Source organism: Paraburkholderia sp. BCC1876 (assembly GCF_902833695.1).
GTDB lineage: Bacteria > Pseudomonadota > Gammaproteobacteria > Burkholderiales > Burkholderiaceae > Paraburkholderia.
On record NZ_CADFGI010000005.1, the window covers coordinates 24589 to 39746 of the forward strand.

Below are 15158 nucleotides of genomic sequence, written 5' to 3' on the forward strand. Positions count from 1 at the left end.
TCGAGCCGGCCGGGTTCGAACCGCCTCCTCAAAAAACAATAGTGGTCCGCAGCCCCACGACCGCCTCATTGCCCACGCGCTGCGCCGGATTCAGCGGATCCGGCACGCCGCCCGCCGGCCGGAACACGTACTGAACGTCCGCCTGCAGCTGCCACCACGGCGCGACCTGATACTGATACGTGGCCTCAACCACGGTCTCCGCACTTCGCGACGGATAACCCGGCGCGCCCAGCGCCGCGCTATCGCTCGCCAGACCCTGTGCATGCGAGCCGATCTTCGCGTAGCCCACCGCCAATCCGGCGACGTCGTTGTCACGTCCCTTGAACGGTGCCTTGAGCGTCACGCCGGCGTTCACGCCGAGGTCCACCAGATTGCGATCGCCCGGCGCGCCCATGATTCGCGCGAACACGCCGACCGATTGCGGGCTATCGTCGCCGCGCTGCCAGACGGTCTGATCGGCGACCGCATAGAAGCTGTAATCGCCCCGATGGTTCGCCGCCACACCGCTGCTCGCCCGATTCGCAAGCGAGAGCCCGGTATTGTCGAAACGCTGGTCGGCGAAATGCTGCGTGTTGTACCAGAAGCCGAGCTTGTAGGTCCCCGGCAAGCCGCTCGACGTTACGCCCAAGCCGCTCGCCGGCGGCGGATTGATTGCGTACTGCACTTCGCCGATGAACAACGCGCCGCCGCGCAGAGTGAAATTCGTGCCGTGACGGTTCTGCTGCTGCGGATCGCCCACGTCGCTACCGGCCGGATTGCCGTTGAACACGCCGGCCAGCACGGTCCATGCATCCGATGGTTTGGCACGCACGCGCAGCCCGAGCGACGCCAGCGGATAAGCCGGCCCACCCGCCGGCAGATCGATCGACGGCAACACCGGCCAGCCGAACGTTGCGTTGAGGAAGGGCGTGGCGAACTGGCTCACCATGAATTCCTGGTCGAGACTTTGCTGCCCGACCTTCACGTCGACCTTGCCGCCGATCAGCGATTGCTGATACCAGAGCTCCCACAGTCGCGTGGTGCTATCCGCTTCGATGCCGCTCGCGCTTTGCAACGTCTGCAGATTGCGCGTGCTGAGATTGCTGCCGTGTATCTGCAAGCCCGACACGTTGAAGGTGCCGCCGGGCAGGCCGAGCGCTTTGTCCGTATCGACGACGAGGCCGAACTGGGTCAAGCCGTCGTAGGCGCCGCCGCGTTTCGTGCCGCCGCTCAGGTTGTTCAGATACTCGCTGGTTTCCTGCAGGCTGAAGGTCACGCCGTAATGGCCGAGCCAGGGGCGCAAGCCGCCCATGTCGCCGAGCAGCGTGGCGCGCTCCCAGAAACCGGCCGGTGCGGCAGGCGTCGGCTCCGATGCGGAGGATGTCGGCTCCGATGTGCCAGGCGTCAGCTCCGGTGAAGACACGGGCATCGGCACGACCGCAGGCTCCGCTGTCTGCGCCAACACCGAAGACACGCTCCCAACCGACAACAGCAACGTGAGTCCAACCGGAAGCCCAACCTTCCATCGCCCTGCTTTAACGATCCTGGCGGGGTCGAGTTCCGCCCCACCAAACCGCACATTGCGCGCACAGCGCGCCACCTCACCCGCCGACGACATTTTTTCGAACATAAGCTCACTCCCATCGAGCCTGGCTTGAACCGGGCGATGTAAAGACGTGACCGTCCCTCGCAAGCGACGTTGCGATAGCGATCAAAAAGAGGGAGCGTGCTGCTGACTGACCGGCGAGAACCGGTCACTGAAGAAGCGCGCTAACCCGAACGGAGCGAGTTAGCGGCGAAGGAACGATCCTGCTGCTAACCCGCGGATACTGCGCCGGCGCAAACCGGCGTCGGACTTCCACTACTAGAGCATGTGTCCACGAGGGACTCCATTTGACGAGACGGGCGGATTGTATTCGGCACGTCTGGAGAATCGCAAGTAAAAACCGCGTAAAGGCCGCGTAAAAGATATCGCACTCCGAATCCTCGTAACGAACGCGCGATAGCACGGACCTGAGCGCATTGAACACGACCCCGGATACATTCATCGGCCAGCCCTTCCTGTCGCTTCTGAAAGACTTCATGGCCTTTTTGCAACGCGTCGCGCGTGATTCGCGAGACAGCCAAAGAATATTTGCTTCGCTTAACGAAGCATGTTGACTTCTGCTTGCGGGAGTGCATAAAATTCGCCCGTCTTCACAAACGGGGCCAATGCCTTGGACTCAAGCAGTAGTCGATCTTCGAACAGTTTCACTGCCTGACCGGCACGACGCCCGCGCTTTCTTTTCTCAGCCGCCGTCTTGCCAGCAGGCAGACGGTGCGCGCCGTAGTAACCCTCTCCGTGCACCTTATTAACTAGCGCCATTCGAGCGCGGCGTGCTTTCGCACCTCCGCATTCCGTCTGGCACCGCGTCGCGAGCCCTGGCTCGCGGCCTCGCTGGCTCACGCCGGTTCGAATCGTTCGTTTCGTTCGAATCGCGGCGTGGTCCGGCGTGGTTAAACACGTGGGTACCGAGCGCAGCAGGCATCCAGTCGTCCGCGATTCGAGGCCCGCGCCGGTACACAGCGCAAATAAGGAGCCGCCATGCCGGACAGTGACAGTTATCCCAGATGCCGACCCATCGCCATTCAGGTTTCGTTTTGCCTAAGGAAAGCAGGTAGACGTATGCCGCCGCGCGCCTAGCGCCGCCGCTCCGTGTCTGCCGGCTTTCCGCACACCGCGTATAGCCCGCGTCAATGCCACGTAAGACATTACGCACGGAGAAAAAACATGTACATCGCTATCCTCGTTCCGACACTGCAACAAACCCACATTCACAGCGACGCAGCCCTCGCGCTGCACAGCATCAAGCCGCACTGGCTCGTCGTGTTCTGGCATCGCGTCAAGGCACTGGCTGCCCACGCCGCGACGTTCTCGCTGTCGTAATCGACTCACCCCCTATCCGCAGCACGCCTTCGCGATCCGCATGATCGGCCGTCGTTCGACGACTGACGCCCAGCAGATCCTGAAGGCGCGCCGCATCCGTTCAACCAGTCAATCCAATCAGGCGGCACACCATGTCCACTCCCATCAACGTCTCACCGCCACGCAGCGCGGTTCTCGACGAGGCGCACATCGGCGATATCAAAGGTGCGCTGGGCACCATCGCCCATCACGACACCGCGCCGCGCAACACCTGGTGGGCGCGTTTCCGCACGCTGCTCGCGATTCTCGGCCCCGGTCTCATCGTGATGGTCGGCGATAACGACGCCGGCGCCTTCGGCACCTATACGCAAGCGGGCCAGAACTACGGCACCACCTTGCTGTGGACCATGCTGCTGCTCGTGCCCGTGCTGTTCGTCAATCAGGAAATGGTGCTGCGTCTGGGCGCCGTGACCGGCGTCGGCCATGCGCGGCTGATCTTCGAGCGCTTCGGCAAGTTCTGGGGCGCGTTCAGTGTGGTCGATCTGTTCATTCTGAACGCGCTGACGATCGTGACGGAGTTCATCGGCATTACTTTCGTGCTGGATTTTTTCGGTATTCCGAAGGTGGCCGGCGTGTGTATCGCCGCGGCGGTAACGATGGCCGCGGTCAGTACCGGCAACTTCCGGCGCTTCGAACGCTTCGCCGTGGTGCTGTGTCTGCTGAGCCTGTTGCTGGTGCCGGTGCTGGTGTCGATTCATCCGCCGGTCAGCCAGATGGCGCACGACTTCTTCATTCCGAACTGGCCCGCTCATTCGAAACTCAGCGACGTGATGCTGCTGGTGATCGGCATTGTCGGCACCACCGTCGCGCCGTGGCAGTTGTTCTTCCAGCAGAGCTACATTGTCGACAAGCGCATCACGCCGCGCTTCATGAAGTATGAAAAAGCGGACCTGTGGATCGGTATCGTCTTCGTGATGATCGGCGCGGTGGCGATGATTTCGTTCTGCGCGGCGCTGTACGCCGGCAAGCCGGAGTTCGGCAATTTCACGGACGCGGGCGGCGTGCTAGCCGGCCTCGAGAAATACGCCGGGCGCACCCCCGCCGTGCTGTTCGCGATCGCGTTGCTCGACGCCTGCATCATCGGCGCGGCGGCGGTATCGTTGTCGACCGCTTACGCGATCGGCGACGTGTTCAAGATTCGTCACTCGCTGCATCGCGGCGTGTCGGACGCGAAGGGCTTCTACCTGGTCTACTTCGGCATCATTGCCGCGGCCGCGACGCTGGTGCTGATTCCCGGCAGCCCGCTCGGCCTGCTGACGGAAGCGGTGCAAACGCTCGCAGGCGTGCTGCTGCCGAGCGCGACCGTGTTCCTGCTGCTGTTGTGCAACGACCGCGCGGTCCTCGGTCCGTGGGTGAACTCGAAGAAACTCAACTTCTTCACCGGCGCGGTGGTGTGGGTACTCGTCATGCTTTCCATCATTCTGACGGCATCGGTCATGTACCCGGACATTACCGGCGAAACGATCATCGAAGTACTCGCAGGCGGCACGCTGATGGCGGTGGCAGGTTATGTGGCGACGCTGGTGGTCCGCAAGCGCCGGCTCGACTCCGCTAACGGCATGGCACGCGAAACGGAGCCGGTCTATGCGAAGGGGGCTCGCGACACATGGCGCATGCCGCCGCTGGAAGATCTGCCGGCGCCGCAATTGACGATGTCAAAACGCGTGTGGATGGGGGTGCTGCGCGGCTATCTGATCGTGGCGGTCGCGCTGGTGATCGTGAAGGTCGTGCAGATGACGTTGCTGCACTGACGGAAGTTTCGCCGGTTGCCGCGCTCGCGATTGTTCAGTGCGGGCGCGGCAACGGTATTGTTTGCGGCTACGCCGCGTTAATGCGGGTTCTATGCCTGTTAAGGCGCGTCGGTCGAAATGGACGGCTCGCAGAGAATCGGAAAGTTGACCGAATTCGCGATGTAGCATTTTTCGTGAGCCGTGTGATGCAGATGCGCGGCCAGTTCGACATCGCCGCCCGCCCGGATCACTACGTGTGGGCGCAACACGATCTGTGAGAAACGGCCCTGCTGCGGATCGTCGAGCATGGTGCCTTCGGCATCGTCGCGATAGTCGAGCACGATAATGCCGGCGTCCGAGCACAGGTGCAGATACCAGAGCTTGTGGCATGCGCTGGCGGAGGCGACCAGCAGGTCCTCCGGATTCCAGCGCTCGGCGTCGCCGAGAAAAGCCGGGTCCGCCGAGCCGGGAATCGCCGGCTTGCCGCCTGACGTGATCACATGATCGCGGCCGTAAGCGCGATATCCCGAGGTGCCGCTGCCGCGGTTACCTGTCCACTGTACCGATACGTCGTATTTGTGCTCGCCGTGCGCCATACCCTTCTCCTTGCTGGTTCAACCGGATTCGGTTGTCGGGACGTGCATTCTATCGGGGACTATTGGGGATTGGCGTGACGGCCGGCGTTAAGCGCTAGCGTGGTGGAGTTAGTCGGCCGGTGTTACGCAGTCGCGTAGCGCGCAGAGTTCGGGCAGCGTTGCTCACTAACGTGGCGGCGCAACTCGGCCCGCAAGCCCCGGCGCACGCGGGTCCGGATTCGCGTACAGGCTCGTGCCGTTGGCGCGTGCGGTGCTGGGATTGGAGCCCGCGCCGCCTGTTGCACCCATCACAGGCGCGGCGGGTGCTGTGCCCAAGCCCGGCATCGGACTGGGACTGGGACTGGGACTGGCGCTCGGACCGGCCCCCGGCGTCACGCCAAGTCCCGGGACGCCTGCATTATTCCCGGCCCCGGACTGCGCGCCCCTCATGCCGGCGCCACTACTATTGCCGCCCGACTGCGCGTACGCCGCGCTGGCGGCACCCAAGGCGAGTGCCGACATCAACACCGACACGGCAAACCTGCCCGTTACGATCTTCATAGCTCACTCCAATACATCGTCGAACTGCTCTCACCCGCTGCGGCGCGCCTAACGCAACCGCTCAAAGAGTATGACGACGCAGAACCCGCTTTGTTCAGCGTCGCCGGATCAGCAATCCGCAATCACCAGACGATGCGCGATAATCGGCGGCTTTCCTCACGGACCGCACCGATGACCGCCACCGCCTTCGCCCCCTTCCAGGACCTCGCGCAGACCCTGTTGCCGCAAGCCTACGACGACAACGGCGACGGCTCGCACGACACCTCGCATCTGCAGCGCGTATGGAAAAACGCCGCGGCCATCCACGCGGAAGAAGGCGGCGACGCGCAAGTGCTGTTCGCGGCGACGCTGCTGCACGACTGCGTCGCCGTCGAGAAGAACTCGCCGCTGCGTGCGCAGGCCTCGCGCCTGTCGGCCGAGAAAGCGACGCGCGTGCTGACGTCGCTCGGCTGGACGGACGCGGCCATCCAGGCCACCGCGCACGCGATCGAGGCGCACAGTTTTTCAGCCGGCGTGACCCCGGTCACGCTCGAAGCGAAAACGCTACAGGACGCCGACCGCCTCGACGCGCTCGGCATGCTGGGCGTGGCGCGCTGCTTCTACGTCGCCGGACGGATGGGCCGCGCGTTATACGATCCGGCGGACCCGCACGCGGCACACCGGCCGTTGGACGATACGCGCTACACGCTCGACCATTTCCACACCAAGCTGCTGAAACTGGCCTCCGGTTTTCAGACCGCGACCGGCACCCGGTTAGCCGGTATTCGGCACGCCCGTTTGCAGCGTTTTCTCGACGAATTCAGCGACGAAATCTGAATCTGTAACAACGCGGACAAAGCTGTACAAATCCTTACAAAGCCGCTTGCTGTTTGCGTACACCGCTCGCCTCGCTGCCGCGTTATTGCAGGCACCTACACGCGGAGTCCGCCATGAACAACAACCTTACTTCCACCCAGCCGCAGCGCAGCCGTATTCATCCGTTGGTCGCGGGGGCCGCGGTCGCCGTGATTCTCGCGAGCGCCACCGGCATCGCCGCGATGACCGGTCTGCTGCCGACCTCGCACGCCGTCACGGAACCGGCGACGCCGGCTACAATCGGCGCGATCTCCGCGCAACCTGCACCGACCGCGACCGCGCAGATCGCCGCGCCCCAGCCGGCCCAGGTTCAACAACCCACGCAACAAATCGCCCAGCAACCCGTGCAACAAGCCGCACCGGTCCGCCCGCCGGTGCATCACACGCGCCCGCGCCCTCCCGTGAGCGCGCCGACGTACGCGAACAATCAGGAATACCAGGCTCCGTATCCCTCCTCGGCGCAGCGGCCGGTCGCCGATCCGTACGCGGGTGAAGTCGTCGCCATCAACACGGTGCAATCGCCCGAGCCGACCACCGGCCTCGGCGCGCTGGGCGGCGCGGTGGCGGGCGGTCTTGTCGGCAATCAGATCGGCGGTGGACGCGGCAAGATTTTCACGACCATTGCCGGCGTGGTCGGCGGCGGCCTGGCGGGTAACGGCATCGAGCATGCGGTGCGCAAGCAGACCTCCTACCAGGTCCAGGTGCGCATGCAGGACGGCAGCTACCGCAACTTCAACTATGAAACGCAACCGCCCGTTCAGATCGGCGAACGCGTGCGCGTCTCGGGCGATTCGTTGAGCGCTTCGTGAACGCTTCGTGAACGTTTAGCCAGGTCCGGCCAGTCTGGCCGGCCGGCACTTGTCAGCGAGGGAATAAGAACGCTCCCGTGCGCGTTATGATCAAGCGTTACCCAAGGACGCCCGATCGCGCACGATGGAGCACGCCTACCTTCACTTCCTGCATTCGCTCGCCGGGCATCCGCAATGGATGCTCGCGGTCGTCTTTCTCGCGGCCTTTCTGGAGGCCGTCGCCGTCATCGGCACCTTCATTCCGGGCAGCACCGCGATGTTTCTCGCCGGCGCGCTGACCGGCACCGGCTCGCTCAGTCTCGTCTGGGTCTTCGTCTGGGCGATCGCGGGCGCGGTTGCCGGCGACGGCATGAGCTTCTGGCTCGGCGGCCGCTACAAGGACCGCATCGTCCAGTTGTGGCCGTTCTGCAAACATCCCGAAGTCCTCGAAGCGGGCCACCGCTTCTTTCGCAAGCATGGCGCGAAGAGCGTCGTGCTGGCCCGCTTCATCGGACCTTTGCGGGCCATCGTGCCGGTCGTGGCCGGCATGCTGGGCATGCCGCCGCTGCGCTTCTACGCCATGAACGTGCTGTCCGCGCTGCTGTGGGCGCCCGCCCATATCCTGCCGGGCGTGGTGTTCGGCGCGTCGGTGCTGCTGGCGGGCGCGGTGTCGTTCCGGCTCGTCGTGATTCTCGCGCTGCTGGTGGCTATCGTCTGGCTGAGCTTTCGCGTGGCCGGCTTTCTGCTCTCGCATGCGAATGCCTGGTCGAGCGCCGGCGGCCGCTATATCGGCAGTTGGGCGTGCCGGCACCCAGGGCCGATCGGCCGCTTCGCGCGCAAAATGCTCGACCCCGAGACGCCGGACGCCAGCAGCATTTTGCTCACCTCGCTGATCGTGCTGGTGTCGGGCGCGCTGTTCTTCGGCGTACTCGACGACGTGATCAGCGGCGACCCGCTGACGCAGGTCGATCTGTCGGTCTATCACTTTCTGCAGTCGGTTCGCACGCCGTGGGGCGACACCGTGCTCGCGAGTCTCGCGATGCTCGGCAGCGGGCTCACGCTGGCGGCGCTGGTCGTCACCGTTGTCGTGTGGATGCTGCTGGAGCGGCGCTGGCGCACCATCGGCTACTGGCTCGCGGCGGTCGTCTTTTCCCAATTGCTGATCTACGCGTTGCAGTTCGCGATGCGCCGCGCGCCGCCCAACGAATTGATGTCCAACGCGTACGCGTTTCCAAGCAATCACGTAGCGGCGACGGTGATCGTCTACGGCTTCCTGGCCTTCCTGCTGGCGCGGCGGGTCGGCAAGCTGGAGGGCGTGTTCGTCGCGACCGTGAGCACGGTCGTGGTGATCGTGGTCGCGCTCGCGGGACTGTACTTCGGGCGCTACTGGGTGTCCGACGCGATCGGCGGCGCGGCGCTCGCGTATGTGTGGGTCGCGATCGTCGCGCTGACCGCGATGTGGCGGCATCCGGAGGCGCCGCCGGCCCGTACGCTGATGCCGGTCGTGGTGCTGGCGGTCGTGCTGGTCAGCGTCGGCGTGCAACTGGGTGTGGCGATGCCCGCGCCGCGGCCCGACACCACGTTGCGGCGCCCGCCCGTGCTGGTCACGCAGTCGCAATGGACGCTCTCGGCCTGGAAGCGCCTGCCCTGCTATCGCTCGGACATGGGCGGCGATCACAAGGAGCCGCTCACGCTGCAGTGGCTGTCGAACGCCGATTCGATTCGCGGGCAACTGCGCGCTCAAGGGTGGATCGAAGGCACGGACCTGTCCGCGCACAGCCTGCTCTCGCTCGCGTCGCCCAACGTCGCGGCGGTGTCGCTACCGGTCTTGCCGAAGCTCAACAACGGCGTGCCGTCGTCGCTGGTCTTCATGCGCGCCGGCGACACCCGCGACGAACGCGACGTGCTGCGCTTCTGGCCGAGCGGTTACGCGGTCGAGAATGGCATTTCGGCAACGCCGCTGTGGGTCGGCTCGTTCGCGCATGAGCGGCTGTCGCGGGACTCGTGGCCGATCAACATCTTGCGGGTCGACCGCTCGGAAAGCACGCTCGATTCTCATGCGCGCGCCGGGGCGGCGCTCGGTGCGTCGGTGGTGGCCAAGGTGATTTGCGACGGCGTGCAGGTGGCGCTGCTGGCTTCGCCGGTAGAATAAAACGCCGGTTTGACAAAGGCGTGGGATGCCTGGCTATCCACATGAAGCAAGCGATCGCGCGTTCGCTGCTCCCGCCGGGAAAACGCTCTGTGTTCAAGTAGTTGGCGCGGTTGGCCAGGACTTGTCCACAAGGATATGAACATTTTCTGTGGATAAGATGCGCGAAGGCAAGACCGCCAGGAGAGATGCGATGTCACCCCCAGCACCACCCACACCCCGCGACGCCGCCAAGCCGGCGCCGCGTCACCGCTTCCTGTGGTTCGTGGCCTTATGGCTGCTCGGCGTCGCCGGCACGGCACTGCTGGTGCTGCCGTTTCATCTTATGATCGCCGCGGCAATGCATCATTAGGCTTGCCGCCCGATGTCGTTCGTCGTTCGGACGCCAACCGAAGCGCCAGGCAAATCGCCAATCGCGAAGTTAAGCGCCTCGCCTCGGCTTCAAGGCCGCTCGATCGACGCCGGCAACTGCCCCAGTTGCCGGAACACCGCGAGCCAGTCTTCGAGGTGCCAGGTTTTCGCAATCAGATCTCCGCGCATCTCATGGAACGAGTGAATCGCGAATTTGATCGGTTTGGAACTTGCCGCAATGCCGAGCAGTTTCCCGGTTTGCGTGCCGCTGATCTCCGCGCGTACACCGACCCGCTCGCCGTGAATCAGCACGTCGAGAAGGGTAACGTGCATATCGGGCAGCGCCGTGGCGATGTCCTCGAAGATCGGAATCATCTGGTCCGGTCCCGGCGCCACGCCGGCAGGCTCCGGAACATACTCCCAGTCGGACGTGACGACGGTTCGCAACAGGGTGACGCTCTTCTGCTCGAAGGCGCGATAGAACGTGTCGATGGCGTGATGAATCAGATCTTCGCTGGCGGGCGGCGTCATGATCGGTGGCTCCGGGGAAAGGTCGCGGCGAACCCAATCCGCTCGCCGCCCTCATCATAAGCCCGCATCCGGGATGCCTGCGCGCAAGGTGCGCGACGTTCGAACATAGGCAGCGTAGCGGTCATGAAATACGCGGTCGGTATAACATCCGTTGGCGACAGTCGTTCCATTGCGATCGGAATTCGTCACGACCTACCCACATTCAATCCGATGACTAAAGAACCCCTCGACACTCCAGAGCGCGCCGATCCCCCGGAGCCGCAAGGCATCTGTAAAGACCTCACCCGTAGCGCGATCTTCCTGGTCGCCACTCTTTCCAGCGACAGCGACGCCGTGGAAAAAGTGCGCGCGTGGACCGGCGACGTCGCCGCGCTGGTGCGCGCCGTCGGCAAGCGCGTGCCGTCCGGCGACCTCTCGTGCGTGTGCGGCTTCGGCTCCGACGCATGGGACATGCTATTCGGCGAGCCGCGCCCCGCCCGCCTGCATCCGTTCCGCGAATTCGGCACGGGCGAGCGCCGGGCCATCGCGACGCCGGGCGACATCCTGCTGCACATTCGCGCCGAACACATGGACCTGTGTTTCGAGCTCGCCACCCAGTTGCTGGCGCCGCTCGGCGACGCCGTAACCGTGGTCGACGAAGTACACGGCTTCCGCTACTTCGATATGCGCGATCTGGTGGGCTTTGTGGACGGCACGGAAAATCCGGCGGGCCGCGAGGCGGTGCAGTTCACCCTCATCGGCGACGAAGACCCGGACTTCGAGAGCGGCAGCTATGTGCTGGTGCAGAAGTACCTGCACGACATGGCGGGCTGGAACGCGCTGCCCGTCGAGACTCAGGAACTGATCATCGGCCGCAAGAAACTGTCGGATATCGAGCTCGACGATTCGGTGAAACCGTCCCGCTCGCACAGCTCGCTGACCACGCTGACCGAGAACGGCAAGGAAGTGAAAATCCTGCGCGACAACATGTCGTTCGGCCGCCCTGGTTCGGGCGAATTCGGCACGTATTTCATCGGCTATGCGCGTTCGCCCGCGCCGATCGAGCAGATGCTGGAGAACATGTTCGTCGGCCGTCCGCCGGGCAATTACGACCGGCTGCTCGACTACAGCCGCGCGACGACCGGCAGCCTGTACTTCGTTCCGTCGGCCACCATGCTCGACGAACTCGCGGACCGCGAGCCGCAAGCCGCCGCGGCGGTCGACACGCCGCCGGACACGTCTTCATCCACCGAGCCGCATCACGAAGGCTCGCTGAATATTGGCTCACTCAAGGGAATCACTCAAGGGAATCGCCCAACATGAACAATCTGCATCGCGAGCTGGCCCCCATCTCCCGCGCCGCCTGGTCGCAACTCGAAGAGGAAGTGGCGCGCACCTTCAAACGCAGCGTAGCCGGCCGCCGGGTGGTCGACGTCAAGGGTCCGGGCGGCACGGAACTGTCCGGCGTCGGCACCGGGCATCAGACCACGATCGGCGCGCCGCAGGACGGCGTGGTGGCGAAACTGGCCGAAGTCAAAAGTCTGGTCGAACTGACCGTGCCGTTCGAACTGCAGCGCGAAGCGATCGACAGCGTGCTGCGCGGCGCGAAAGACGCCGACTGGCAACCCGCGAAAGAAGCGGCCAGGCAGCTCGCCTATGCCGAAGACCGGGCGATCTTCGACGGCTATCAGGCGGCGGGTATCGGCGGACTGCGCGAAGGCTCGTCGAATCCGCTGCTCGCGCTACCGGCCGACATCAGCGATTATCCGAACGCGATCGGCGAAGCGCTCGAACAGCTGCGGCTGGCCGGCGTGGACGGTCCCTATTCCGTGCTGCTCGGCGCCGATGCCTACACGGCGCTCGGCGAAGCACGCGACCAGGGCTATCCAATCCTCGAACACATCAAGCGGATCGTGAACGGCGAGATCATCTGGGCGCCGGCACTCGCGGGCGGCAGCGTGCTGTCCATGCGCGGCGGCGACTTCGAACTGCATCTCGGCGAAGATGTGTCGATCGGTTATGTGAGCCATACCGATACGACGGTGCGCCTCTATCTGCGCGAAACGCTGACCTTCCTGATGCTGACGAGCGAAGCGTCGGTGACGTTGAGTCAGGCTGAGTAGTCAGGCTAAATAAACCGCGACTGTAGTCAGTCGCCTGGTCCATCGCCGCGTGTTCCGCACACGCGGCGATGGCGTCAGGTGTCAAACCACTCAGTGATAACCGGCATCACCCTCGCGCACCTTGCCGCGGAATACGCGGTACTGCATCAGGTTGTAGACGAGAATGACCGGCAGCACGATCACCGTGCCGACCAGCGTAAACAACTGGCTCGAATGGCTCGACGAGGCTTCCCAGATGGTCAGCGAAGGCGGCACGATGTTCGGCCAGATACTGATCAGCAAGCCGCTGTAGCCGAGAAAACACAGCGCGAGCGTGAGCAGGAACGGCGTCGCTTCATGCCGTAGCCGCAGCGTGCGAAAAATCCCCCAGACGCAGGCCACCACCAGGATCGGCACCGGCAGAAACCAGCCGAGCTTGCCGCTGCCGAACCAGCGGTGCGCGACCGCCGGCAAACCGATCACGGTCCACAGACTGACTACCGCCATGGCCCCCAGCAGCACGCTCACGAGCGGCCGCATCACTTCGCGCATGCGGCGCTGCAGGTCGCCGTCGGTCTTCAGGATCAGCCAGCCGCAGCCGAGCGTCGCATAAGTGGTCAGCACACCGATGCCGCACAACAGGCTGAACGGCGACAACCAGTCGAACGGATCGCCGGCAAACCGGCCGTCGACGATCTTGATCCCTTGCAGCAGCGATCCCAGCACGATGCCCTGGCAAAAACCCGCCAACGCCGAACCGGCCATGAACGCCAGATCCCACGCATGCTGCGTGCGCGTGGCGCGCGCGCGCAGTTCAAAGGCCGCGCCGCGAAAGATCAGGCCCACCACCATCAGGATCAGCGGCAGATAGTTCGCCGGCAACAGCGTCGAATAGACCACCGGGAACGCACCGTAGAGTCCGGCGCCGCCGAGTACGAGAAAGGTCTCGTTGCCGTCCCAGACCGGCGCGATGGTATTGAGCATCACTTGCCGGTCGGCTTTCTGTTCGAAGAACGGAAACAGCAGGCCGATGCCGAGATCGAAACCGTCCAGCATCACGTAGAGAAACACGCCGAAGCCGATGATCGCAGCCCACACGACGGGAAGATCGATTTGCATGGCGTCACTCTCCTTTCAGCGCGTCGAGCGGACGATTCCGCAATACCGGATGCTTGACGGACGGCGGACTGTCGACCTGCGCCTCCGGTCCGCGGGCCATCATCTTCAGCATGTAGTAGACGCCCATGCCGAACACGAGGAAGTACACCAGCACGAAGATCAGCAACGACACGCCGGCCTGCTGCGCGCTGATCGGCGACAGCGAGTCTTCGGTGCGGAACACGCCGTAGACCGTCCAGGGCTGGCGGCCGACTTCGGTCGTGATCCATCCGGCCAGCAGCGCGACGAGGCCCGACGGTCCCATGCACAGCACCAGCACCTGAAACCAGCGGGTCTCATACAACTGGCCGCGCACCCGCAGAAACAGCCCCAGCAGCGCGGTCAGCAGCATCAGCATGCCGAGACCCGCCATGATCCGGAAGGTCCAGAAAATGATCGGCGAATACGGGCGGTCTTTAGCGGGAAACTCCTTCAGTCCGCGAATTTCGCCGTCCCAGCTATGGGTCAGAATCAGGCTGCCCAGGTGCGGTATTTGCAGCGTGTAGCGCGTGACTTCCGCGTCCATGTCGGGCAGGCCGACCAGATTGAGCGCGGTGCCGCCCTTCTCGGTTTGCCACAGCCCTTCGATCGCCGCGATCTTGGCCGGCTGATATTGGCGCGTGTTGAGGCCGTGCGCGTCGCCGACGAAAATCTGCACCGGCGCGAGCAGAAGCAGAATCCACAGCGCCATCGAAAAACTGCGCGTGATCGGGCCGTCGCGCCGGCCACGCAGCAGATGCCACGCGCCGCAAGCCGCGACGATAAAGGCCGCGACGATAAACGCGGCGATCGTCATATGCGCGAGACGATACGGAAACGACGGGTTGAAAATCACCTTGAACCAGTCGACCGGCACGATCCGGCCGTTCTCGATGGCGAAGCCTTGCGGCGTCTGCATGAAGCTGTTCGACGCGAGAATCCAGAAGGTCGAAATGAGCGTGCCGAGCGCGACCATCAGCGTGGCAAAGAAGTGCCCGCGCGGACCGACGCGCTGCCAGCCGAACAGCATGACGCCGAGAAAGCCGGCTTCGAGAAAGAACGCCGTCAGCACTTCGTAGGTCAGCAGCGGCCCCGTGATGTTGCCGGCGAACGAAGAGAACCCGCTCCAGTTGGTACCGAACTCGTAAGCCATCACCACGCCGGACACGACGCCCATGCCGAAGCCGACCGCGAAGATCTTCGACCAGAACAGGAACATGTCTTTATAAACGACGTCGCCGGTCAGCAGCCAGCGCCCCTCCAGCACCGCGAGAAAGCTCGCCATGCCGATGCTGATCGCGGGAAAGATAATATGAAACGATACGGTGAACGCAAACTGCAGCCTGGCGAGATGGAAAGCATCGAAGAGTTCCATGATGGATCGGCGGCTCCGGGTGGCAACGGCTTTTGCGTAACGACGGGAGCCCTGATTATCACCTGATGTTCTATTGCGTGG

13 protein-coding genes are annotated in these 15158 nt (G+C 64.0%); 8 read left to right on the forward strand and 5 right to left on the reverse strand.

Features of this window, described 5'->3' with window-relative positions; genetic code table 11:
* Positions 1-28: 28 nt before the first annotated feature.
* Positions 29-1609, reverse strand: a complete 1581-nt coding sequence (locus HWY05_RS19060; RefSeq protein ID WP_244146648.1) for a carbohydrate porin — start codon at positions 1607-1609, stop codon at positions 29-31.
* A gap of 1140 nt (positions 1610-2749) precedes the next feature.
* Between HWY05_RS19060 and HWY05_RS19065 the strand changes: the two genes are divergently transcribed.
* Positions 2750-2905, forward strand: a complete 156-nt coding sequence (locus tag HWY05_RS19065; RefSeq protein WP_156126702.1) for a hypothetical protein — start codon at positions 2750-2752, stop codon at positions 2903-2905.
* A gap of 131 nt (positions 2906-3036) precedes the next feature.
* Complete coding sequence (locus HWY05_RS19070) at positions 3037-4695, forward strand: NRAMP family divalent metal transporter (protein ID WP_035556352.1); 1659 nt, start codon at positions 3037-3039, stop codon at positions 4693-4695.
* A 98-nt stretch (positions 4696-4793) separates the two neighbouring features.
* Here HWY05_RS19070 and HWY05_RS19075 read toward each other — a convergent pair whose 3' ends face one another.
* The gene (locus HWY05_RS19075) at positions 4794-5270 is read right to left on the reverse strand and encodes an OsmC family protein (RefSeq protein ID WP_176059230.1); all 477 of its coding nucleotides are present in this window, start codon (positions 5268-5270) and stop codon (positions 4794-4796) included.
* Positions 5271-5981: 711 nt separating this feature from the next.
* Here HWY05_RS19075 and HWY05_RS19080 point away from each other — a divergent pair.
* The 4 genes from HWY05_RS19080 (at position 5982) to HWY05_RS19095 (ending at position 9954) form a co-directional block, all read left to right on the forward strand.
* Entirely contained in the window at positions 5982-6626 is a 645-nt protein-coding gene (locus tag HWY05_RS19080) for an HD domain-containing protein (RefSeq protein ID WP_035556347.1), read from the forward strand.
* Positions 6627-6739: 113 nt separating this feature from the next.
* Complete coding sequence (locus tag HWY05_RS19085; RefSeq protein WP_176059231.1) at positions 6740-7474, forward strand: glycine zipper 2TM domain-containing protein; 735 nt, start codon at positions 6740-6742, stop codon at positions 7472-7474.
* A 124-nt stretch (positions 7475-7598) separates the two neighbouring features.
* Entirely contained in the window at positions 7599-9605 is a 2007-nt protein-coding gene (locus HWY05_RS19090; RefSeq protein WP_176059232.1) for a bifunctional DedA family/phosphatase PAP2 family protein, read from the forward strand.
* A gap of 190 nt (positions 9606-9795) precedes the next feature.
* Complete coding sequence (locus HWY05_RS19095; protein WP_176059233.1) at positions 9796-9954, forward strand: hypothetical protein; 159 nt, start codon at positions 9796-9798, stop codon at positions 9952-9954.
* An 89-nt stretch (positions 9955-10043) separates the two neighbouring features.
* Here the strand turns inward: HWY05_RS19095 and HWY05_RS19100 are convergent, their stop codons facing one another.
* Positions 10044-10484: an ester cyclase gene (locus HWY05_RS19100; RefSeq protein ID WP_035556340.1), complete on the reverse strand. Its 441-nt coding sequence runs from the start codon at positions 10482-10484 to the stop codon at positions 10044-10046.
* 210 nt (positions 10485-10694) lie between these two features.
* Here HWY05_RS19100 and HWY05_RS19105 point away from each other — a divergent pair, with 210 nt between their 5' ends.
* The gene (locus HWY05_RS19105) at positions 10695-11786 is read left to right on the forward strand and encodes a Dyp-type peroxidase (protein WP_051980735.1); all 1092 of its coding nucleotides are present in this window, start codon (positions 10695-10697) and stop codon (positions 11784-11786) included.
* A complete protein-coding gene (locus HWY05_RS19110) occupies positions 11783-12586 on the forward strand; it encodes a family 1 encapsulin nanocompartment shell protein (protein WP_035556339.1) in 804 nt (267 codons plus the stop codon). Before HWY05_RS19105 ends, HWY05_RS19110 begins: the two co-directional genes overlap by 4 nt.
* Positions 12587-12676: 90 nt before the next feature.
* Here HWY05_RS19110 and cydB read toward each other — a convergent pair whose 3' ends face one another.
* Positions 12677-13684 (reverse strand): cytochrome d ubiquinol oxidase subunit II, encoded by a 1008-nt coding sequence (gene cydB / locus HWY05_RS19115; RefSeq protein WP_035556336.1) that lies wholly within the window; start codon positions 13682-13684, stop codon positions 12677-12679.
* A gap of 4 nt (positions 13685-13688) precedes the next feature.
* Positions 13689-15077 carry a cytochrome ubiquinol oxidase subunit I gene (locus HWY05_RS19120; protein WP_035556334.1) on the reverse strand — a complete coding sequence of 463 codons (1389 nt, stop codon included), beginning with the start codon at positions 15075-15077 and terminating at the stop codon, positions 13689-13691.
* Between the last annotated feature and the right edge of the window lie 81 nt (positions 15078-15158).

Coding starts and splice junctions, on each gene's coding strand:
- HWY05_RS19065 (WP_156126702.1), top strand. CDS start 2,750: ATGTACATCGCTATCCTCGTTCCGACACTGCAACAAACCCACATTCAC.
- HWY05_RS19060 (WP_244146648.1), bottom strand. CDS start 1,609: ATGTTCGAAAAAATGTCGTCGGCGGGTGAGGTGGCGCGCTGTGCGCGC.
- cydB (WP_035556336.1), bottom strand. CDS start 13,684: ATGCAAATCGATCTTCCCGTCGTGTGGGCTGCGATCATCGGCTTCGGC.
- HWY05_RS19080 (WP_035556347.1), top strand. CDS start 5,982: ATGACCGCCACCGCCTTCGCCCCCTTCCAGGACCTCGCGCAGACCCTG.
- HWY05_RS19070 (WP_035556352.1), top strand. CDS start 3,037: ATGTCCACTCCCATCAACGTCTCACCGCCACGCAGCGCGGTTCTCGAC.
- HWY05_RS19100 (WP_035556340.1), bottom strand. CDS start 10,484: ATGACGCCGCCCGCCAGCGAAGATCTGATTCATCACGCCATCGACACG.
- HWY05_RS19110 (WP_035556339.1), top strand. CDS start 11,783: ATGAACAATCTGCATCGCGAGCTGGCCCCCATCTCCCGCGCCGCCTGG.
- HWY05_RS19090 (WP_176059232.1), top strand. CDS start 7,599: ATGGAGCACGCCTACCTTCACTTCCTGCATTCGCTCGCCGGGCATCCG.
- HWY05_RS19095 (WP_176059233.1), top strand. CDS start 9,796: ATGTCACCCCCAGCACCACCCACACCCCGCGACGCCGCCAAGCCGGCG.
- HWY05_RS19105 (WP_051980735.1), top strand. CDS start 10,695: ATGACTAAAGAACCCCTCGACACTCCAGAGCGCGCCGATCCCCCGGAG.
- HWY05_RS19120 (WP_035556334.1), bottom strand. CDS start 15,077: ATGGAACTCTTCGATGCTTTCCATCTCGCCAGGCTGCAGTTTGCGTTC.
- HWY05_RS19075 (WP_176059230.1), bottom strand. CDS start 5,270: ATGGCGCACGGCGAGCACAAATACGACGTATCGGTACAGTGGACAGGT.
- HWY05_RS19085 (WP_176059231.1), top strand. CDS start 6,740: ATGAACAACAACCTTACTTCCACCCAGCCGCAGCGCAGCCGTATTCAT.